Origin of the sequence: Promicromonospora sp. NPDC023805 (genome assembly GCF_040639635.1) — a bacterium.
Lineage (GTDB): Bacteria > Actinomycetota > Actinomycetes > Actinomycetales > Cellulomonadaceae > Promicromonospora.
In genome coordinates, this window is record NZ_JBFAAH010000001.1 from 686,729 (window position 1) to 705,598 (window position 18,870).

Below are 18,870 nucleotides of genomic sequence, written 5' to 3' on the forward strand. Positions count from 1 at the left end.
CCACCGAACCAGGAGACGACGATGACCGAGCAGCCCGGCTACGACCCCGACCAGGACCCCGGCTCCATGAACCCTCGTACCGGTCCCCGAGCCCACCCCGAGAGCTGAGGTGACCATGCGGTCCTCCTGGTACACGGACGCCGTCATCTATCAGCTCGACCCTCGCCTCTACGCCGACTCCAACGACGACGGCTGGGGCGACCTGCGTGGCATCACCGAACGCCTGCACTACCTGCGCGGGCTCGGTGCCACATGCGTGTGGCTGCTGCCCTTCTACACGTCGCCCTTCCGTGACGGCGGCTACGACGTCTCGGACCACCTCGAGATCGATCCTCGTCTGGGTGACCTCGCCGACATGGCTCACCTGCTCGAGGCCGCCGAGGACCTCGGCCTGCACGTCCTCGTCGAGCTGATCGCCCAGCACACCTCGGACCAGCACCGCTGGTTCCAGGAGGCGCGGCGGGACCGGAACTCCCCGTACCGCGACTACTACATCTGGGCCGACGAGCCGAACGACGACATCAAGCCGATGTTCCCCGACGTCGAGCCCAAGACGTGGACCTGGGACGACGAGGCGCAGCAGTTCTACCGGCACGCCTTCTACGCGCACGAGCCGGACCTGGCGCTCGACAACCCGCGTGTCCGGGACGAGCTGTACCGCATCGTCGCGTTCTGGCTGCGTATGGGCGTCTCGGGTTTCCGGGTGGACGCCATGCCGATGATGCTCGAACGGGCCCGCGCCGCCCGCCCGGACACCGACGGCCAGTGGCTCGTGCGCGACATGCGGGCCGCGGTGACCGGGCAGCGCACGGGGGCCGTCCTGCTCGGTGAGGTGGACGAGGCGCCGTCCGAGGCAGCCCAGTACTTCGGGTCCGACGGCCAGGGCATGTCGATGCTGCTCGACTTCTGGACGAACAACCACCTCTTCCTCGCCCTGGCCCGGGGCCAGGCCGAGCCGCTGGAGCGGGCGCTGCGTCACCAGGCCGCGCCCCCGGACGGCGCCACGTACGCGCACTGGCTGCGCAACAACGACGAGCTGAACCTGGTCCGGCTCGCGGAGGACGAGCGCACGGAGGTGCTCGACACCTTCGCTCCCGAGGACTCGATGCGGGTCTACGGCCGCGGCATCCGGCGCCGTCTGGCCCCCATGCTCGACGGCGACCCGCGCCGCATCGCCGTCGCGCACGCCATCATGCTCTCCCTGCCCGGGCCGCCGGTGCTGCGGTACGGCGACGAGATCGGGATGGGCGACGACCTCGACCGGCCGGAACGCGAGGCCGTCCGTACGCCGATGCAATGGTCGAACACGCCGACGGCAGGCTTCTCGAACGCCCCACCGGACCAGTTCCAGGCGCCTGTGGTCACCGGTCCCTACGGCCCCGAGCATGTGAGCGTGGACGAGCAGAGCGTGCGCGACGGCTCGCTGCTGCACCGGGTGGGCGGGCTGGTGCGCGCCCGGCTGGGGCTCAGCGAGCTCGGCCGGGTCCGGCCGGAACCGTGGGACCTCGGCGTCTCATCGGTGCTGGCGCTGCGCTACCAGGTCGCGGAGTCCAGCGTGCTCCTGCTCGCCAACCTCGCGGACGAGGACGTCGTCGCGAAGCTGCCCGCCGACGAGGCCTCGGCCCTCGAGGCCGGACTCGCGCGCTACGTCGACGTGCACGTGGACCAGGACTACCCGCCCATCGAGACCGACGGGCGCATCCCCATCGCGGGATACGGCTACCGGTGGCTGCGGCGCACGGTCGACGGCGACGCGGTGGACGACCCGGCGGTGGAGCCGGCCGGCGGGGACCCGGAGCACGTCGCTTCCCAGGGTGAGGAGAAGCGATGACCGTCGTCGGCTTCCACGTCTCCCACGAGCAGCTCCACCCCGCGGAAGGGCTGCGTGTGGCCCGGCTCGCGCAGGACGCCGGCTTCGACGCCGGGATGTGCTCCGACCATGTGGCCCCGTGGAGCGAGCGGCAGGGCGAGTCGGGGCTCTCGTGGTCCTGGCTCGGCGCCGCGCTCGCCAGCACGGAGCTCTCCTTCGGCACCGTGTGCGCGCCCGGCCAGCGTTACCACCCGGTGATCGTCGCGCAGGCGCTCGCGACCCTCGGGGCGATGTATCCCGGGCGGCTCTGGGTAGCCCTCGGCTCGGGCGAGAACCTGAACGAGCACGTGACCGGGGAGCCGTGGCCGCCCAAGGCCGAGCGCGACGCCCGGCTGGCGGAGTGCGTCCAGGTGATCCGGGCGCTCCTGCGCGGTGAGGAGGTGGACCACACGGGTCTGGTCGTCGCGCGTCAGGCACGGCTCTGGACGCTGCCGGAGATCATGCCGCTCCTGATCCTCCCGGCCCTCACCGTCGCCACGGCGCGCCGGCACGCCACGTGGGCGGACGGCCTGGTCACCGTGAACAAGCCGGTCGCGGAGCTGCGGCAGATGATCGAGACGTACCGGGAGGCCGGGGGCCGTGGCGAGATCTCCGTCCAGGTGCACCTCTCCTGGGCACCCACCGAGGCGGAGGCCGAGGCGACGGCGCTGGACCAGTGGCACACGCTCACCGGCCCGCCCGAGGTCGCCGCGGACACCGCCACGACCGCCGAGTTCGACGCCCTGGCCGCGGACGTCGGTATAGCGGACGTGCGGCGCGCCGTGCTGGTCTCCGCGGACCTCGGCGCGCTGACCGCGCACCTGGCCGCCCTGCGCGACGCCGGAGCCGACCGCCTCTACCTGCACCACGTGGGCAAGCAGCAGGACGCGTTCATCGAGGCGTTCGGCGAGCAGGTGCTGCCGGCGCTGCGCTGACCGGGCCGCGCGGACCCGGCCGCGCGGACCCGGCCGCGCAGGCGCCGGACAGCCTTACCCGAAGGTGGTCTCGATGTAGTAGCACTCGCCGTACCGGGTGCCCGTGCTCATGTCCCACGAGCCCTTGTACGGCGTCACCCCCGCGTCGGTGACGGCCCTGACCACCACCGTGTAGTCGCCGGGCACCAGCGAGATCGACCGGGTGGGCCCACCGCCGCCGAGGCACCGGTCGCCCGAGCCCGCGGGTACCGTCAGCTTCCCCGTGCTCGGTCCCGTCCACAGCACCTCGAGGGTCTCCGACGTGCCGTTCTCCACCTCGACCCGCGCCGACGTGGTCCCGGACGAGCCGGTACTGCGCGGGGGCGGGAGCTTGCCCCCCGTGGTCTCCTCGATCTCGTCGATGATGGCCTGCTTCCGACGACGCTCCGCCGCCTGGCGGTCCAGCACCTGCTTGCGTTCGGCGGCGGTATCGGCAGCTCCCGTGATCTGGCCCATCAGCGTGCGAGCCGGGTCGGCGTACCCGCTCCGCGGGAACTCCCGGACCACCCGCGCGGCGGTGGACCGCGCTTCCCCGAACCTGCCCGCGTCGTACGACCTGGGATGGTCCTTCGCCCCCGCACGGGCGTCGGCGAACCGGAGCCGGGCGCAGTGGAGCAGCGTGCCCGGGAGCCTCTCATGAGCCTCCCGAGCGACGTCGGCGGCGACAGCGACGCCGCCCTGTGCCGCGAACCACTGGAGCTCCTGGGCGACACCGCACGCGTTGTCCCGGCCCGCCAGGGCGTTCCTGAACATCTCGGTGACGTGCTCAGGGACCTCCTCGGCAGCCGGCAGGTCCGACTCGGCCACCGTCGTGAACTCCTCGAGCGCCGTGTCCCGCTCCCCCTGGGCCGCGAGCGTGTCGCCATGGTCGAGGCGGACGGACGCCTGCTCCGCTGCGGCGCCGGTGAACCGCGCGGGCTCCGTGCCCAGGTAGCTGTCGTAGGTCTCGATCGCCCTGCCGTGGCCACCCGCGGCCGCTGTGGAACGGGCAGTCTCGAGGGTCGCGCACGCCTCGAGCTCGGCGTCGACGGCCTCTGGCGAGGCCGCGAACCCGCGCCGGAAGGCGCCGTCGTCCACCGTGTGGAGCGTCCCGCTCGCGGTCGCGCAGTCGCCGTCGGCGTGCGCCGCGATGCCCCGCGCGTACGCGTCGGCAGCCCCGGCCCGGTACGCGTTCACCCCGATCGCGCTACCGGTCACCAGCACCACTGCCAGGACCGCGCCCACGACCGCGGAGACCCGGCCACCCGGGGCGCGCACCGCCCGCTCCCGGACCGCCCCGCGGGCTCCGAGCAACCCGGCCGCCACGACGCTCAGTCCGACCCACGCGAGCAGGACGACGAGCGATTCGGTGGTGCTCGTCGCCACGAGCCACCAGACGAACAAGCCGAGCCAGTGCACGGGCAGGAACCACATGGCTCTCGCCCAGAGATAACCCGCCCCCGTACCGCTGAGATTGAGCGCCATCGCGAGCAGCGGCGTGCGGTACCTGTCCCAGAACGTGCGCATGGCCGGCTCCCCTGCTACCCCGCCCACCCGGGAAGTCGGGTGACCGTCCTGCGGCAATCATCCCGGAAAGTCCCGGGACCTGTCCCGGAGATCTGGGCGTGAGCGTGGGCGATATCGTGATCACATGGCAGGCACCCTGCCCGACTGGCTCGGCTGGTGGTCGAGCGCGGACTACGACGTCGCGCGCACGCTGCTCCAGCGTGGTTTCGGCGCGCTGTACGCGCTCGCCTTCTTCGGCGCGCTGCGTCAGTTCCGGCCGCTGCTCGGGGAGCGCGGCCTCCAGCCCGTCCCGAGGTTCGTCGCGCGCACCCACTGGCGCGACGGGCCCTCCCTGTTCCGGCTGCGCGGCCTGCGCTACTCCGACCGGCTGCTCGTGGTGGTCGCGTGGTGCGGCATGCTGCTGGCGGCAAGCGTCATCGTCGGGCTGCCGCAGGCCGGGCCCTGGTGGGTGCCCGCGCTCGTGTTCCTCGCGCTGTGGTGGCTCTACCTGTCGCTCGTGAACGTGGGGCAGACCTTCTACGCCTTCGGCTGGGAGACCCTGCTGTGCGAGGCGGGGTTCCTGGTGGCGTTCCTCGGGTCCGACGCCGTGGGCACACCCCTCCTGATCATCCTCGCGGTGCGCTGGCTGCTGTTCCGGCTGGAGCTCGGCGCGGGCCTGATCAAGTGGCGCGGCGACACCGCCTGGCGGGACCTCACCGCCCTGAGCTACCACCACGAGACGCAGCCGCTGCCCGGCCCGTTCTCCTGGCACGCCCACCACCTGCCGCGCTGGTGGCACCGGTTCGAGGTCGCGGGCAGCCACGTCACCCAGCTGCTCCTGCCGTGGCTGCTGCTGCTCCCGCAGCCATTCCCGTCGGTGGCCGCGCTCGCGTTCGTCCTCACCCAGGGCTGGCTGGTGCTGACCGGCAACTTCGCCTGGCTCAACTGGGCCACCATCGTCCTGGCGCTCGGTGTGGTCGACGACGACACGTGGGCCTGGCTGGGCGGCCTGCTCGGGCTGCCCGACGGCGGCGGGGCGGCAGCGTCGTCGTCCACCGGGGCTGCCGCCGCGCCTGCCGCACCACTCGCCTTCGTGGTCGTGGTCAGCGCCGTGGCCCTGCTGCTGCTGGCGCTGTCGGTCCGGCCGGCCCGCAACCTCGCCTCCCGCCAGCAGCGGATGAACGCGAGCTTCGAGCCGTTCCGGCTGGTCAACGCCTACGGGGCGTTCGGCTCGATCACCCGGCGTCGCGACGAGATCACCGTGGAGGGCACCCTCGCGGACGAACCAGGGCCCGACGACTGGGTCGAGTACGAGTTCCGCGGCAAGCCCGGCCCGGTCGGCCGGCGTCCGCCACAGGTCGCGCCCTATCACCTGCGCCTGGACTGGCTCATGTGGTTCCTGCCGCTGGGCCACTCCGCGCGGTGGTTCACGGTGTTCCTGCGCCGGCTGCTGGAGGCCGACCCCGGGACCCTGCGGCTGCTGCGCCACGACCCGTTCGACGGTCGGCGCCCGCGCGCCGTCCGGGCGGTCCTGCACCACTACCGGTACACGACGCCGGAGGAACGGCGCCGCACCGGCGACTGGTGGGTCAGGGAGCGGCTCCAGCTCGCGGTGGACCCCGTCCGCCTCCCGGCCGCATGACGAGCGCCGCCGCACCCGCCGGTTCCATCCGGTCAGCGTCTCGGGATCGGTGAGCGCGGACAACTCGTCTACCGCGCTGCCGATCCGGGCCAGCACGTCCTCGATCGAGGCGGCGGCAGGCAGACCACCGGCGGGTCCGTCGTTCGTCGTCGGCTCCACCGCACCCACCTCCTACTCGCCTCTAGTACTCGCTCCTTCAGTGCATCCATTATCTCGAACACACGTACGCTCCGCACGGCGGATTTCAAATCTGTGGATAACTTCTGACCACTTCGATGGGCCCTCGATGTCACCAGGTTTCTCGCACGCCAAAGCTGTCCGCGACGCCTCGCGCCAACACCACCCGCTGGCCCGACCACCCCGTCCAGCGACCCGTCCAGCGCGCCCACCACCCGCAAGACCTACCGCCCGCGCGCCTCCCGGCGCCGGCGGCGGGCCGCGGCGGCGTGTTCACGGCGTCGTCGAGCTCGTCCTCGAGGGCCGTCAGGTCGGTGCGCGCCTCGTCCGCCGTCTCTCGAGCGTCGTCGACAGCCTTGCTCGCCGCGTCCCGTTCGGCGGTGAGCCGCTCCAGCTCCTGGTCGAGACGCTCGACCTCGTCCTCCCCGCGCTCGATCACCGCGTCAGCGGCGCGAAGCCGCTCGCGAGTCTCGTCGCGGCGCGCCTCCAGCTCATCGACCCGTGCGGAGGTCTCCTCGACCGCTTGCTCCGCAGCGACCAGGTCCGCCTCCGCGGAATCGGTCCTGTCGGCGGCCGGCGTCTCCTTCGGCTTGGACCGCCCACTCCCTCTCGGCGACCCAGCCGCTTTCGGCGACCCAGCCCCTTTCGACCGCCCAGCCGCCCTCGGCCGCCCCTCGCCTTCCGGCCCTCCCGCATCCTTCGACCGTCCGGCCTCCGACGTCCCGGGACGCAGCTCGACGAGCTCCGCCTCCTCGCCCTCCTCGTCCACTATCCCGAACCCGACGTGCTGCAGCGCCCGGGAAAGGCGTCCGGCACGGACCACCGCCGCGGCGTCCGGATCCATCACGGCAGCGGTCAGCGTCTCGGTCATCCGGTCGAGCACGGCGGACGATACGGCCCGTCCGCCCACCTCACCCGCCTCGCGGACGGTGCGGACCAGTGCGTCGGTGCGCTCACGACGCAGGTGGTCCAGCGCCCGGATCCGGGCACGGTCCCGGTCCTGCGTAGCGGCACGCAGCTCGTCGCCGAGCTGCGCGAGCGCCCCGATCTCGTCGGGATGCTCTCGCGCGACCTGGTTGATCACCCAGGCGGCGACCGAAGGTTTCGGCAGTCGCTTGACCCGCGCGGCGCCCAGACGGTCGCCGCTGTCGGTCGCCTGCCGGACGGCGGCGTCGCGCGCGGCGATGAACTCGTCGAGAGGCCGCGCGTAGAGCGCGTCGACGGCGGTGTCGAGATCGAACTGGTCGTCCGCTGGCACGCTCCTACGGTGGCACGACGACGGACGGCGCGCGCGACCGCCACGCCCGTCCCCGCACCCACCCCACGCGAGCCAAGACGAACCCCCTACAGCGTCGGCACCAGCACGGTCATCAGCTCCCCCGACCCGAGGTGCACCAGCGCCTTGCCCGCAGTGACCTGGGTCGACACCGCGGAACGCGGCAGGCTCGCGCCCACCAGGTCGCCGTCGAACCGGTCCTGAGGACTGAGCAGGGCGCCTCGCCGGCTCTTCTTGACGTCGACCTGCCAGCCCGAGAATCCCCCGGCCACCTCGGACGCGTCGCCGCCGAGGATCAGGCCGCGGCGGTTGTCGGCGGCCGTGCGCAGGTAGGCGCGCAGCCAGGTCTTCGCCGGGGCGTCGGCCACGAGCTCGCCGTCGTCCACGACCAGCACCACCGGGGAGCCGTCCGGGTCCAGGTGCGGGGCCAGGTCCTCCTCCGTGACCTCCGCGCCGGTGAGCACGGCGCGCACGCCGTCCCGGCCCTCGAAGTCGCGCAGGACGCTCGGCCGCGGCGCGAGGATCACCACCTGGGTGCCGCCGCGCAGCAGCGACTCCGTCATGACCGCGAGCATCGTGGACCGGCCCGACTTGGACGGACCGCCCACCAGGAACGCGGGCGCGTCGCCCGCGAGGTCCATGCCGAACGCCGTCAGGTCGTCGCCGCCGACGCCGAGCAGCGCCCACATCGGCTGGGCCGCCTCCGGGCCGGCGTACTGGTACGCCGCGTCCACGGTGATCGTCGAGGGCAGGTCGTCCACGCGGAACGGACCCGTCCCGGGCACCACGTCCTCCCGCTCCCGGATCTCGGCCGCCATCCGGCGGGCGGCGCCCGTCTGGGCGCGGCCCGACGGGTCGTCGCCGAGGATGGCCACCTGCACCTCGAGCCCGCTGGCCGACCGGAACGCCCGTCCGGGCAGGATCTCCTCGGGCAGCTTCTTGTGGTTGATGCCGACCATCCCGTAGTCGAACCGGTCGGTCAGCCGCAGCACGAGGGAGTCGTCGGTCAGCACGCTCATCCGGCTCGACAGCAGGCTGCGGTCGCCGGCGACCAGGAGGTGGATGCCCGCGCTCGCGCCGTCGCGCAGCAGCTCCTGGACGATCTCGACGAGCTTGCCGCTGTCGATCTCGCCGTAGGTGCTCATGAAGCTCTCCCAGCGGTCGATCAGCACGAGCACGCGCGGCAGCCCGGTCCCCGGGTCAGCGAGCTCACGCTGTTCCGTGACGCTGGCGAAGTTGCCGGCCGCGAGCACCTGCTGGCGCCGCCCTAGCTCGGCCTGCAGGCGCGTGAGCAGGCGTTTGGCCCGTTCGGCCTGCCCGCGTTGCACGACGGCGCCCGTGTGCGGCAGCTCGTTGAGGACCGTCAGCGCGCCGTTACCGCAGTCGAGCGCGTACAGGTGCAGGTCGGCCACTGACATGCCGTGCGCCGCGGCGAACGCCACGGTGCGCAGCGTCGTCGAACGGCCGCTGCCCGGGGCGCCGATGACGTACCGGTGCCCGAAGTCGTCGAGGTCGATCAGGGCGGGACCCTGGCGCTGGTCCGCGGGCGAGTCCTCCAGCGCCCACGCGAGCTGCGACCGGGCGCTCGGCTGCACCAGCGAGTCGAGGGACAGCAGATCCGGGAGCGCCGGCAGCCACGGCCGGCGCGGCGCGGGCCAGCCGCCGAGCTTGGCGGTCTCGCGCAGCGTCTCGACGAGCGCGGCGAGGTCGGTCTCGACGTTCTCCTGGCGCTTCACGCGGGGGCGGCTCGGCGGCGGGGCGCCGAGGTCGGCCACCGACACGCGCGCGACGAACGGTGGGTCGACCTGGCCGAGGTCGGTCAGCGAGAGCCGCCGTCCGCCCACGCGGGCGGACTGGAACGGGACCAGCGACGTGCTCCCGAGCCGGGCGTAGGCCCGGCCGGGCTGCGACTTGGCGATGTCCGCCGCCTCGTTCGCGTCGATGACGTCCTTGGACTCGCTCTTGTCCGTCATCCGCAGGGCGACGCGCAGGTTCGTGTTGGCGCGGATCTCCGGGGAGATGACGCCGGACGGGCGCTGGGTGGCGAGGATCAGGTGGATGCCGAGCGAGCGGCCTCGTTGGGCGATGTTGACCAGCCCGGCGACGAAGTCGGGCAGCTCGCGCGCCATCGAGGCGAACTCGTCGATGACGATCATCAGGCGCGGCAGGATGGGTCCGACGTACCCCCGCCCCTGGGCGTCGAGGTAGTCCTCCAGGTCCTTGGCCCCGGCGGCGGCGAGGATGTGCTCGCGGAAGGTGAGCTCGGCGCGCAGGGAGTCCAGCGCCCGTTCCACGAGGTGGGAGTCGAGGTCGGTGACCATGCCGACGGTGTGCGGCAGCTGCTCGCACTGGCTGAACGCGGCGCCGCCCTTGTAGTCGACGAGCACGAAGTTCATGGTCTCGGGTGTGTTCACCACCGCGAGCGAGGCGACGACCGTCTGCAGGAACTCCGACTTGCCCGAACCGGTGGTGCCGCCCACGAGGGCGTGCGGCCCGTCGCGCACCATGTCGAGCGTGAACGGCCCGTCCAGCGACACGCCGACGACGGCGGCGGTGCTGCCCTTGCCGCCGTTCGAGATCATGCGCCACCTGGCCACCATGTGCTCGGCGTCGACCTCCTCGATGCCGAGCACCTCGACCAGCCGCGCCGAGTCGGGGATGAGCCCCTCGCCCTCGGCGGCGGTCACGTCGTGCACGGCGGCGACGGCGCGGGCGACAGGCTCGTACCAGTCGTCCTGCACCTCGTCGACCAGCACGGACCGCAGGTCGTCGGCGTCCTGCCTGCGCAGCGTCATGCCGCCGTCCACGCGGGCGAGCGCCACCACCGTGCACTCCTCGGGCAGCAGCTGCTCGTCACCGTCCAGGCAGACGACGCTCACGCCGACGCCCGGGCCGTCGCGCAGGATGGAGACGACGCCGGGGAGCGCGCGCAGCCGGCGGGCGCCGTCGAGCACCACGACCACCTGCGGGCCCGACATGACCTTGTTGCTCGACCCCTCCATGGCGGCGCGACGCTGCGTGATCAGTGAGTTCACCTCGGCGACGCGGGCCGACAGGGTGTCCGTGGTGGTCCCGATCAGTGCCACGGCCTCCTGGCCGAACGACGGGCGCACGTGCGGCAGCCAGGCCGCCCACGCCCAGGCCTGCACGTGCTCGGAGCTGGTCAGCACGTAGACCTGGACGTCGCGCGGGCTCTGCAGCACACCGAGCTGGCCCACCATCCATCGTGCCCGACGACGCGGCCAGTCCCCCGGGCCGGCGAGGCCGACGACCCCTGCCTCCTTGAGCGGCACCGTGACCGGCACGGACCGCACGGTCGCGCGGGTCTTGCGGCGGTGCTCGGGCTCGGCGCTGTCCTCGACCTCTACCCGGCTGGTCGCGTCCGCGAGCCCCAGCCGCACCGTGAGGTGGTCCCCGTCGGTGCTGCGGCGCTCCCAGAGCCGCCGCGTCGGCGTGGTCGCGATGAGCCGCAGCTCGGCGGCCCCTGGGCTGGAGACCCGGCGCCGGTGCTGCTCGCGGCGCACGGCGTCCAGCACCTCCTCCTCCAGGGCCGCCCGTTCCTCGGCGTGCTGCTTGAGGCGCTCCTTGTGCGTGACCACGCCGTTGCGCTTGGACATCCACCAGTTGCCCCAGCCCATCAGGGGCGAGGCCAGCGCGAACATCAGGTAGAACGGCGACGTGAACACGATCGCCATCACGATGCCCAGCACCGCGGGCATGGCCATGCCGAGCCACGGCAGCGGGTTGCGCGCGGGGGCGGTCGGCTCGGCGGGCAGCCGGAAGTGCGTGGCGGGCATGGGCGGCAGCAGCCGTGGCGGCCGGTTGTAGTCAAGGTGCCCCGGCTCCTTGGCCGGGCGTAGGTCGGCGTCGGGCCGCGTGGCCGGCTGGACCGTCAGCACGCTCGGGTCGATCCGCAGCTGCGTACCGACCGCCCACGGCGCCTCGTCCTCGCCCAGCGGCTCCTCCAGCCGGTCCAGGTGGATCGCGTGGCCCGCGGAACGCGGGTCCGGCAGGCGCCGCACCCGCACCCCGCCGTCCAACGCGACGACGACCACGACCGCGGGCCGCCCGCCCTCGCGCGGCTCGTCCACCCGGACGCGGCCGTCGTGGCCCACCTGCAGCACCGACTCGCCGACCCCGAGCCGGACCACCGAGCCGGCGCCCGTTCCGCCCGTGACACACAGGTCGACCGGACCGCCCAGGACGCCGTTCCGCAGGTCCGCTTCGCCGAACGTGACGACGGCGCCGTCCCGGATGCCCGACGCCGCGACGAGCGTGCCGGCAGCCGCACGACCGCCGTCCGGCACCGGACGATCCTGCACGCCGCCGTCCCACACCACCCGGCCGTCGACATACATCGTGCTGCCCCTGGGCGCACCGACCTCGGCGGCCAGCCGCTCGGCCAGGTCAGCGGTGCTGGTGCGCTCGTCCAGGTCGAGGGACAGGAGCGCCTCACGCGCCCCGTGCCGCGTGGTGATCAGTGCGTGCATGTCATTCGCCTCCCCGCCGCACGGCGGTCTGCTCGTCGAAGCGCACGTCGGGCAGGAACCCGCTGCGCAGCCAGCCGTCGTCGCCCGCGGTGAACCGCCACTTCGCCGACGAGGACTGGCCGAGCACGATCACCACCCAGGTGAACTCAGGGCTCGCGAACCGGGCCGCGAGCATGTCCTGCTGTGCGGCGGACGGAGCCTGCGACAGCACCAGCACGCCGCCGTCACCGACCTCCAGCTCGGGAACCACCTGCTCGATCCCGGCCAGGTGCTCCACCTGCTCGGGCTGCGGCAGGCCGTTGCCGACCATCACGACGCGCGGCTCGTTCGACCACGGGTTGCCGGTCAGCTCGCCGAGCCACCGGCGCAGCACCTCGTGCCGCACCCGGGTCGGGCCGTCCAGGCTGATCACGCCCCTGGCCACGGAGAAGTTCACGAGCACCCGGCCCGTCTCCCCCATACCCAGGTTGACCAGCCGGGCGAACTGGGCGGTCGAGCCCTCCGACGCCGCACCCGACTGCAGCTTCGCCAGCGGCGCGGACCAGCTCTGCCCGTCCTCGCTCACGGTCCACGGTTCAGGGGCGGGCGACGCCGGGTTGGTCAGCCGGAGCCGCAGCGAGCTGCCCTCGATGAACACGCCGGTTATGCCGGGCACCTCCAGCCCGTCGCGCTCGCACGCCGCCATCAGCACCCGCAGCGCCCGGTCGACGGTCCACGCCGCCGACGTGTCGGTGCGCAGCAGGCTGTCGTCGAACGGTTCGTGCCGCTTCCGCCGCCGCACGAGCCAGATCGCGAGACCGACCAGCAGGCCGAGCACCAGCACCGCCGCCCCGGCCCAGGCGATCGTGAGCCAGGGAACGGTGCTGCTCGCCGCCTCGGCGTCCGACACGTCGGCAACGGGGCTCGGCGAGGGCGAAGCCGACGACCCGGGTGACGACGAGGCCTGCGCATAGCCGGGGAGCGGGCCGAACTGCAGCCCCTCGCCGGTGGCGTCCTTGGGCATCTTGAGCACCCAGCCGGGCTTCGGCTTCCTCGGGTCGGTCATGTACTCGCCGTCGGGCTGCTGGTGTCCCTCGGTCAGCTCGGCGATCTCCGGCCAGCGGGCCGCGTCACCGAGGAACCGCGCGGCGATGTCGTTGAGCTTCTCGACGTTGTCGTCGGGCGTCGCCTTGATGACGTAGTACAGGACGGAACCCGGCGGGCCGCTGCGGCTCGGCTCGGGTGATGCCTTCGGCGACGGGCTCGGAGATGCCTTGGGCGAGGAGCTCGGCTTCGCACTCGCCTCAGCACTCGACTCCGGCTTGGGGCTCGCCTGCTGTGCCGGGGCCGCCGCCTTCTTCTCGGCCTCGCCGTAGACGCGCATCTCCCAGATCGAGTTGCCCGCCGTGCCGCTCCGCTGGGTGGAGTGCATCTGCACGTACCGGCCCTCGCCGAGGATGTTGTGCACGTCCTGGCCGCCGTCGCCCGCACCGAACCAGTGCGTCTCCCACGTCTCGCCGTCGTCCGAGAGCTGGATCGAGTAGCCGGTCGAGTGCGAGACCTCCCAGTCGATCTCGACCCGGTGCACGACGGTGGACCGCCCCAGGTCGATCCGCAGCCACTGCGGATCGCTGAACGCGCTGGACCACCGGGTCTGCGAGTTGCCGTCCACCGCGTTGCGCGCCGGGAACTCGGGCTTCTCCAGGGACGAGGCCACCGTTGGCCTGCCCTGCGAGAGCAGGACCACCGGTTCCGCCGCCTGCGCGGGTACGACGGGCCCGGCGAGGGCCGCCAGCAGCCCCACCACGAGGGCGCGCAGCACGATGCGCTTCAGCTGCTCACTCACCGGTCCGCCTCACAGCTGTCTGCTCGGTGTAGCGGACGTCGGGGAGGAACCCGCTGCGCAGCCAGCCGTCGTCGCCGGCCCGGATGCGCCACTTGGCCGAGCTCGACTCGCCGAGCACGATCACCACCCAGGCGAAGCGCGAGTCCGCGAAGCGGGTCGCCAGGAGGTCCTGCTGCGTCACGGACGGCGCCTGCGAGAGCACCAGCACACCGCCGGCGCCGACACCCAGCTCGGGGATCACCTGCTCGATCGCCGACAGGTACTCCGCCTGCTCGGCCTGCGGCAGGCCGTTGCCGACCATCACCACGCGGGGATCGTTCGACCACGGGTTGCCCGTCAGCTCACCCAGCCAGCGGCGCAGCACCTCGTGCCGCGCCCGCGTGGGACCATCCAGGCTGATCACGCCCCTGGCCCGGACGAAGTCGACGAGCACCCGGCCGGTCTCCGCCATACCGAGGGTGACCAGCCGCGCGAACTGCGCCGTCGAGGCCTCGCTGGCGGGTGCCGACTGCAGCCGGGCGAGCGGCGCGGACCAGCTCTGGCCGTCCTCGTTCGCCACCCACGGGTCCGGTGCCGGGGAGGCGGGGCTGGCCAGCCGCAGCCGCATGGCGCCGCCCTCGATGAACACGCCGGTCACGCCGGGCACCTCTACGCCCTCCCGCTCGCACGAGGCGAGCAGCACGCGCAACGCCCGGTCCACCATCCACGACGCCGACGTGTCGGTGCGCAGCAGGCTGTCGTCGAACGGCTCCTCGCGACCGCGTAGCCGCCGGGCAACGAGCACCACGCCGAACCCGACGGCGCCCACCAGCGCCAGGACGCCGAGGCCGAGCAGGGCGAGCACCACCCACGACGGGCTCGCGGCGGCCTGCTCGCCCGCGTCCGCGCCCGACGCCGGGGCGCTCGGCTCGGCGGTCGGGCCCGGGAGCGGGCCGTGCTGCACCGCCTTGCCCTTGGCGTCCTCTGGAAGCTGGAGCACCCAGCCCACCTCGACCTGGTCCCGGACGGTGAGCGTGCCACCGTCCGGCTGGGCGCGTCCCTTGTTGAGCTGGAAGATCTCCCTGGCCCGCTCGCCGTCACCCAGGAACCGCTCGGCGATCAGGTACAGGTACTCGGTCTCGCCCTTCCGCGTCTTGCCGATCACGTAGTACGGCACCGACGGCGCGGCCGAGGCCGAGCCGTCCGGAGACGCGTCGCCACCCGCTGGTCCCGCCGGCAGCACGCCCACCTCGATGCCCTCGCCCTCGGCGTCGTCGGGCAGCTGCATCACCCAGCCAGGCAGCACGGCGGCCGGGTCGGTCAGGGTGCCGCCGTCGGGCTGGGCGCGGCCCTTGTTCAGGTCGAAGATCTCCGTGTACCGGTTGCCGTCGCCCAGGAACCGCTGGGCGATCTGGAAGAGGAACTCCGGCTCCCCGTCCGGGCTGGTCTTCATGACGTAGTACTTGACCTTCTCGCCCTTGCTGTCGTCCGCAGCACTCTCGTCCGCAGCAAGGCCAGCGCGGCCAACGGCGGGCGGTGCGGCTGTCGCGGCAGGCACCGCGACGGCGGTCATGAACAGGGCGGCAGCAGCGAGTGCCGCGGCAGCGCGATGGGCGTGGTGCACGGTTGCTCCGTCTTCAGATGTGTCGCGTCAGTCGGGGTGTGATGCTCGGAGCGTCCCGGGCTCACGCGGAGCCGGGCACGGTCCGTTCGGGCAGGCTCATAGGGGTCGCGCCAGGGCCGGCCCAGCGGAAGGTGGTCATCAGCGCGTCGAAGAAGAGCACCAGGGCCTCAGCGAGCAGCTCGGTCTTCTCGCTGTTCCAGAGAGTGCTGAAGGACAGGACCAGCCACTCCCCCGCAGCCTCGTCGCGAGAGACCACGTAGAGCACCTGCCGGGTCGACACCTCGGGCCAGTCGGGATCGCGCCGCATGTTGTGCTTGGTCTGCACGACCCGCACCGCGGGACGGCCGTCGACCTCGGCCGGATCACTCTGCTCGTACCCGCCGGACAGGATGCTGGTCACGACCCGAAGCGGGTCCTGACCCACGTCGCTGACGATCTCCACCTCCGCGATGGTCGCCGGGACAAGGACGCCGTCCATCGGCTCGGTCGGCAGATACACTGCGCCGGTGCCGGCCTCCTGCGACTCGGCGAGCGTCTTGTACAGCTCGTCGCGCAGCATGTGGCGGTACGGCTCGGCCCTGTCGCGAGGCATCGAGTCCGGCAGCGCACGCGCGACCACCTGCTCGATCGCCGCGTCCAGCTCTCGCGCTCGGCCCTCCCCCGTCGGGAACCGAGCCCAGCCCGGCGGCAGCAGGAAGGTCCAGCCGTCGGTCGGCTTGCCGTTCAGCTGCTTCGGGTCCATCCCTGCGTCCGTCCCTGCGGACACGGTCGGTACGTCGCTCATGGCTCGCTCCGGGTAATGGTGATGGCCGGCAGCAGGTCGTCGAGGATCTCCATCATGAACGGGACCGCGAAGAGGTCCTGGGTGCGCCAGAGGATCACCGTGTCGACTAGCGTGTCCGGGTACTCGGTCCGGCGCCCGAGGCCGACGCTCAGCCACGCGCCACCGTCCTTGGCGATGTCGAGCCGGCTGACCCGCACCCCGTCGCCGTCGGGCAGGTCGAGGTAGTCGACCGTCGGCGGGTTGAGCGGGGCTCCGCCGCCCTTCGCCCCCAGCGCCTCCAGGAGTGCGTCGTCCGGCGTCGCCGGATCGCTCATGCCCACGGCCACGACCACCGGCACCGGACCGCGGTCCGGCAGGCCGAAGGCCGCCACCACCCGTTCGCCGTCGACCGCTGCTCTGTCCGCCTGCGCCCGGAGGTTGGCGATCGAGGCGGTCACGGTCTCCAGAAGATAGGCCCGATCGTCGTCCGAGGGGTCGTCGCCCTCGGACGCCTGCTGCTCGAACGAGGCCCGGACTGCCTCGGTGACCTCGTCCTCCCACGCGCTGATCACATCTGGCGTCTCGGTGCCGACCGCGGGCACCACCAGCCAGCCCTCGGGCGGACGGATGGTCCAGTCCAGCTCGCCGACGCCGGCGGTGCGCGCGCTCACGGGTAGAGCGCCGGCGTGTAGTTGTGTTCCTCGTCCCATTTCGCCCAGGCCCAGTCGCCACGTGTGTCGCTGTCCTCGAAGATGTCCGAGGGCGCCATGATCGCGGGAATAGCACCTGCCGCGAACCCCCAGAAGAAGTTCAGAGGGCCCATGATCCAGACGAACGGTGTGATGGCGGCGAACCCCGGGAGACCCATCCGCCCGAAGATGCTGAGGTGCTTGAGGACCGACATGTCGGGCAGGCCCGCCATGCCGTTGAACGTCCAGAACGCCTTGGGGTTCTTGATGATTGCCCAGTCCCCAGGGCTGATCTTGAACCTTCCCCAGATCTTCGAGAAGAACGAGCCCCAGCCGGAGGCCCCGACCTTGGACACGACGCTTCCGCCCGGGCCGAGGAGGATCGGGGGCAGCTTGATGTTCTGCAGGAGCCTGCCGAAGTTGAGGTTGCCGAGCATCTTGGCGATGTTCATCCCGGCCAGGTTGGGCAACCCCTTGAGCGCCGCCATGAAGGTGGGGATGCGCAAGGCGAAGTTCTTCGCCAGGTCCATGAGGCTCTTGCCGGCCTTGGCGAGGTTCATCGCGACCTTGCCCATGCCGAGGGTCAGCACGGCGAGCACGCCGAAGATGACGTTGACCCAGCTGGACTCCCCCGTGATGGCGAGGACGGTGCTACCGAGCAGGCCGACTATGGCCACGCCGAGCGCCAGGGTCGCGAGGAACTGTAGCCCTGGGACCAACATCGCCAAGATCGCGAGCGCCATCCCGATCCAGCCGAGGATCTCGACGATCCACTTGAGCGCCTTGTGGATGAACGCTTCCCAGCCGCTGTGCCCGAGGCCGTCGTCGCCCCAGTTCTCCTTGATCTTGGTCGCTGCCCGGTCGGCCGCCGCTTGCAGGGTGGCCAGTGCCGCCTCGCACTTGGCCCTGGCCGCGCCCAGATCGGCCTTCGCGCCCGCGATCGCGTTGTCGCGGTCCCGCGAGTCCTGCTTCTCGCCGTCGGTCAGAGGCTTCGCGTCGTCCGGCCGTTCGGCGTTCACCGGGTCGGCCATTGCCTCGGCGCCCCGCTGCTTGTCCGCGGCAGCCTCCGCGTCCCTCAAGGCAGCGCCCGTCTCCGAGCGCGCCGTCTCCAGGGCCGGCTGGTACTCCTTGAGCGCAGCGTGCACGTCGTCGTACCGGCCCGCTACCGCGGCCAGTCGCTCGTGGCTCTCGCCCGCCTTCTCGCGTATCGCATCGGCCGACTCGCCCTTGAGCAGGGACTCGTCGCCTTCGCCGACCTTCTTGAGGAGCGCCGCCTGCGAGGTCATCATGCCGGCGATCGCCTTGTAGTGCCGGATCACCGCATCCAGGCCGGACGCCTCCGCCGGCACCGGGTCGTCGTCGTGATCCAGCAACTGCCACTCACCCGCGCGGGCGGCGCTCATCCAGTCTCCTTCTACGTTCTCGGGTCTACCCTCGGCGCCAGTTCTGACGGAGCCAGCTCTGGCTCGAGCGAGCTGTCCGGCTCGGTCTCAGCGCCTATTCGGGCTTGAGCGAGTTGTCCAGCTCGGTCTCGAGGTTGTTCCAGGTCTCGGCGGACTGCTCCATCCCTTCCTGGAGGTCCTCCAGGTTGCCCGTGAGCTTCTCCCGCTTGACCCACCAGCTGCTGATGAAGTCGTCCATCGCGCCATCCACCGTCTTGTGACCCCAGATGTCGCCGCCGTCCCACATGGCGTCCATGTGCTTGAGCTCTTCGATGACGGTCTTGAGCTGCTTGGCACCTTCGTCGATGACCTCCGAGGTGACGACAAGATCTGCCATCGGGACTACTGCGGTATGGCGTTGGCGAGCTCTTCATCGGTCTTGCGCAGCGCCTCGGCGGCCGCCTTCAGGTACTCACCGATGCCGGTCAGACCCTCCATGACCTGCTTGCCACCCTTGTCGAGCTCCTTGTAGGACTCGTCGAACCGCTTGGAGGACTTGTCCGTCACATAGCCGTCCTGCACCAGGTTGTCCACGAGCGACCGCAGCTGGTCGAGCTTGTGCTGCATGTCCTCCGACTCCTGCTTGATGCGCTGCGCCGCATCTTCCATCTGCTGGAAGGTCACGTTGATGTTTGCCATGATCGATCCTCTCGAT

13 protein-coding genes are annotated in these 18,870 nt (G+C 72.0%); 3 read left to right on the forward strand and 10 right to left on the reverse strand.

Annotation, left to right across the window (positions count from 1 at the left end):
* Positions 1-115: 115 nt before the first annotated feature.
* Positions 116-1,831, forward strand: a complete 1,716-nt coding sequence (locus tag AB0F70_RS03060; RefSeq protein WP_357443430.1) for an alpha-amylase family protein — start codon at positions 116-118, stop codon at positions 1,829-1,831.
* Entirely contained in the window at positions 1,828-2,784 is a 957-nt protein-coding gene (locus AB0F70_RS03065) for a TIGR03885 family FMN-dependent LLM class oxidoreductase (protein ID WP_357443432.1), read from the forward strand. The genes AB0F70_RS03060 and AB0F70_RS03065 overlap by 4 nt, the downstream gene beginning before the upstream one ends.
* Before the next feature lie 54 nt (positions 2,785-2,838).
* On the opposite strand, the gene AB0F70_RS03070 is transcribed toward AB0F70_RS03065, so the two are convergent.
* Positions 2,839-4,329 carry a hypothetical protein gene (locus AB0F70_RS03070; RefSeq protein WP_357443434.1) on the reverse strand — a complete coding sequence of 497 codons (1,491 nt, stop codon included), beginning with the start codon at positions 4,327-4,329 and terminating at the stop codon, positions 2,839-2,841.
* A 124-nt stretch (positions 4,330-4,453) separates the two neighbouring features.
* Between AB0F70_RS03070 and AB0F70_RS03075 the strand changes: the two genes are divergently transcribed.
* Positions 4,454-5,950, forward strand: coding sequence for a lipase maturation factor family protein (locus tag AB0F70_RS03075; RefSeq protein WP_357443436.1), 1,497 nt, complete (start codon positions 4,454-4,456; stop codon positions 5,948-5,950).
* Positions 5,951-6,239: 289 nt separating this feature from the next.
* On the opposite strand, the gene AB0F70_RS03080 is transcribed toward AB0F70_RS03075, so the two are convergent.
* From AB0F70_RS03080 to AB0F70_RS03120, 9 genes are all read right to left on the reverse strand, one after another.
* A complete protein-coding gene (locus AB0F70_RS03080; RefSeq protein WP_357443438.1) occupies positions 6,240-7,385 on the reverse strand; it encodes a hypothetical protein in 1,146 nt (381 codons plus the stop codon).
* Positions 7,386-7,471: 86 nt separating this feature from the next.
* Positions 7,472-11,893: an FtsK/SpoIIIE domain-containing protein gene (locus AB0F70_RS03085; protein WP_357443440.1), complete on the reverse strand. Its 4,422-nt coding sequence runs from the start codon at positions 11,891-11,893 to the stop codon at positions 7,472-7,474.
* 1 nt (position 11,894) lies between these two features.
* Entirely contained in the window at positions 11,895-13,718 is a 1,824-nt protein-coding gene (locus tag AB0F70_RS03090) for a discoidin domain-containing protein (RefSeq protein ID WP_357443442.1), read from the reverse strand.
* A complete protein-coding gene (locus AB0F70_RS03095) occupies positions 13,711-15,321 on the reverse strand; it encodes a hypothetical protein (RefSeq protein WP_357443444.1) in 1,611 nt (536 codons plus the stop codon). Before AB0F70_RS03095 ends, AB0F70_RS03090 begins: the two co-directional genes overlap by 8 nt.
* Before the next feature lie 61 nt (positions 15,322-15,382).
* Positions 15,383-16,105: a hypothetical protein gene (locus AB0F70_RS03100; protein WP_357443446.1), complete on the reverse strand. Its 723-nt coding sequence runs from the start codon at positions 16,103-16,105 to the stop codon at positions 15,383-15,385.
* A complete protein-coding gene (locus AB0F70_RS03105; RefSeq protein WP_357443448.1) occupies positions 16,102-16,755 on the reverse strand; it encodes a hypothetical protein in 654 nt (217 codons plus the stop codon). The genes AB0F70_RS03100 and AB0F70_RS03105 overlap by 4 nt, the downstream gene beginning before the upstream one ends.
* Positions 16,752-18,176 (reverse strand): hypothetical protein, encoded by a 1,425-nt coding sequence (locus AB0F70_RS03110; protein ID WP_357443450.1) that lies wholly within the window; start codon positions 18,174-18,176, stop codon positions 16,752-16,754. The genes AB0F70_RS03105 and AB0F70_RS03110 overlap by 4 nt, the downstream gene beginning before the upstream one ends.
* Positions 18,177-18,270: 94 nt before the next feature.
* The gene (locus AB0F70_RS03115) at positions 18,271-18,552 is read right to left on the reverse strand and encodes a hypothetical protein (RefSeq protein WP_357443452.1); all 282 of its coding nucleotides are present in this window, start codon (positions 18,550-18,552) and stop codon (positions 18,271-18,273) included.
* 5 nt (positions 18,553-18,557) lie between these two features.
* A complete protein-coding gene (locus AB0F70_RS03120; RefSeq protein WP_357443454.1) occupies positions 18,558-18,854 on the reverse strand; it encodes a WXG100 family type VII secretion target in 297 nt (98 codons plus the stop codon).
* Positions 18,855-18,870: the final 16 nt, after the last annotated feature.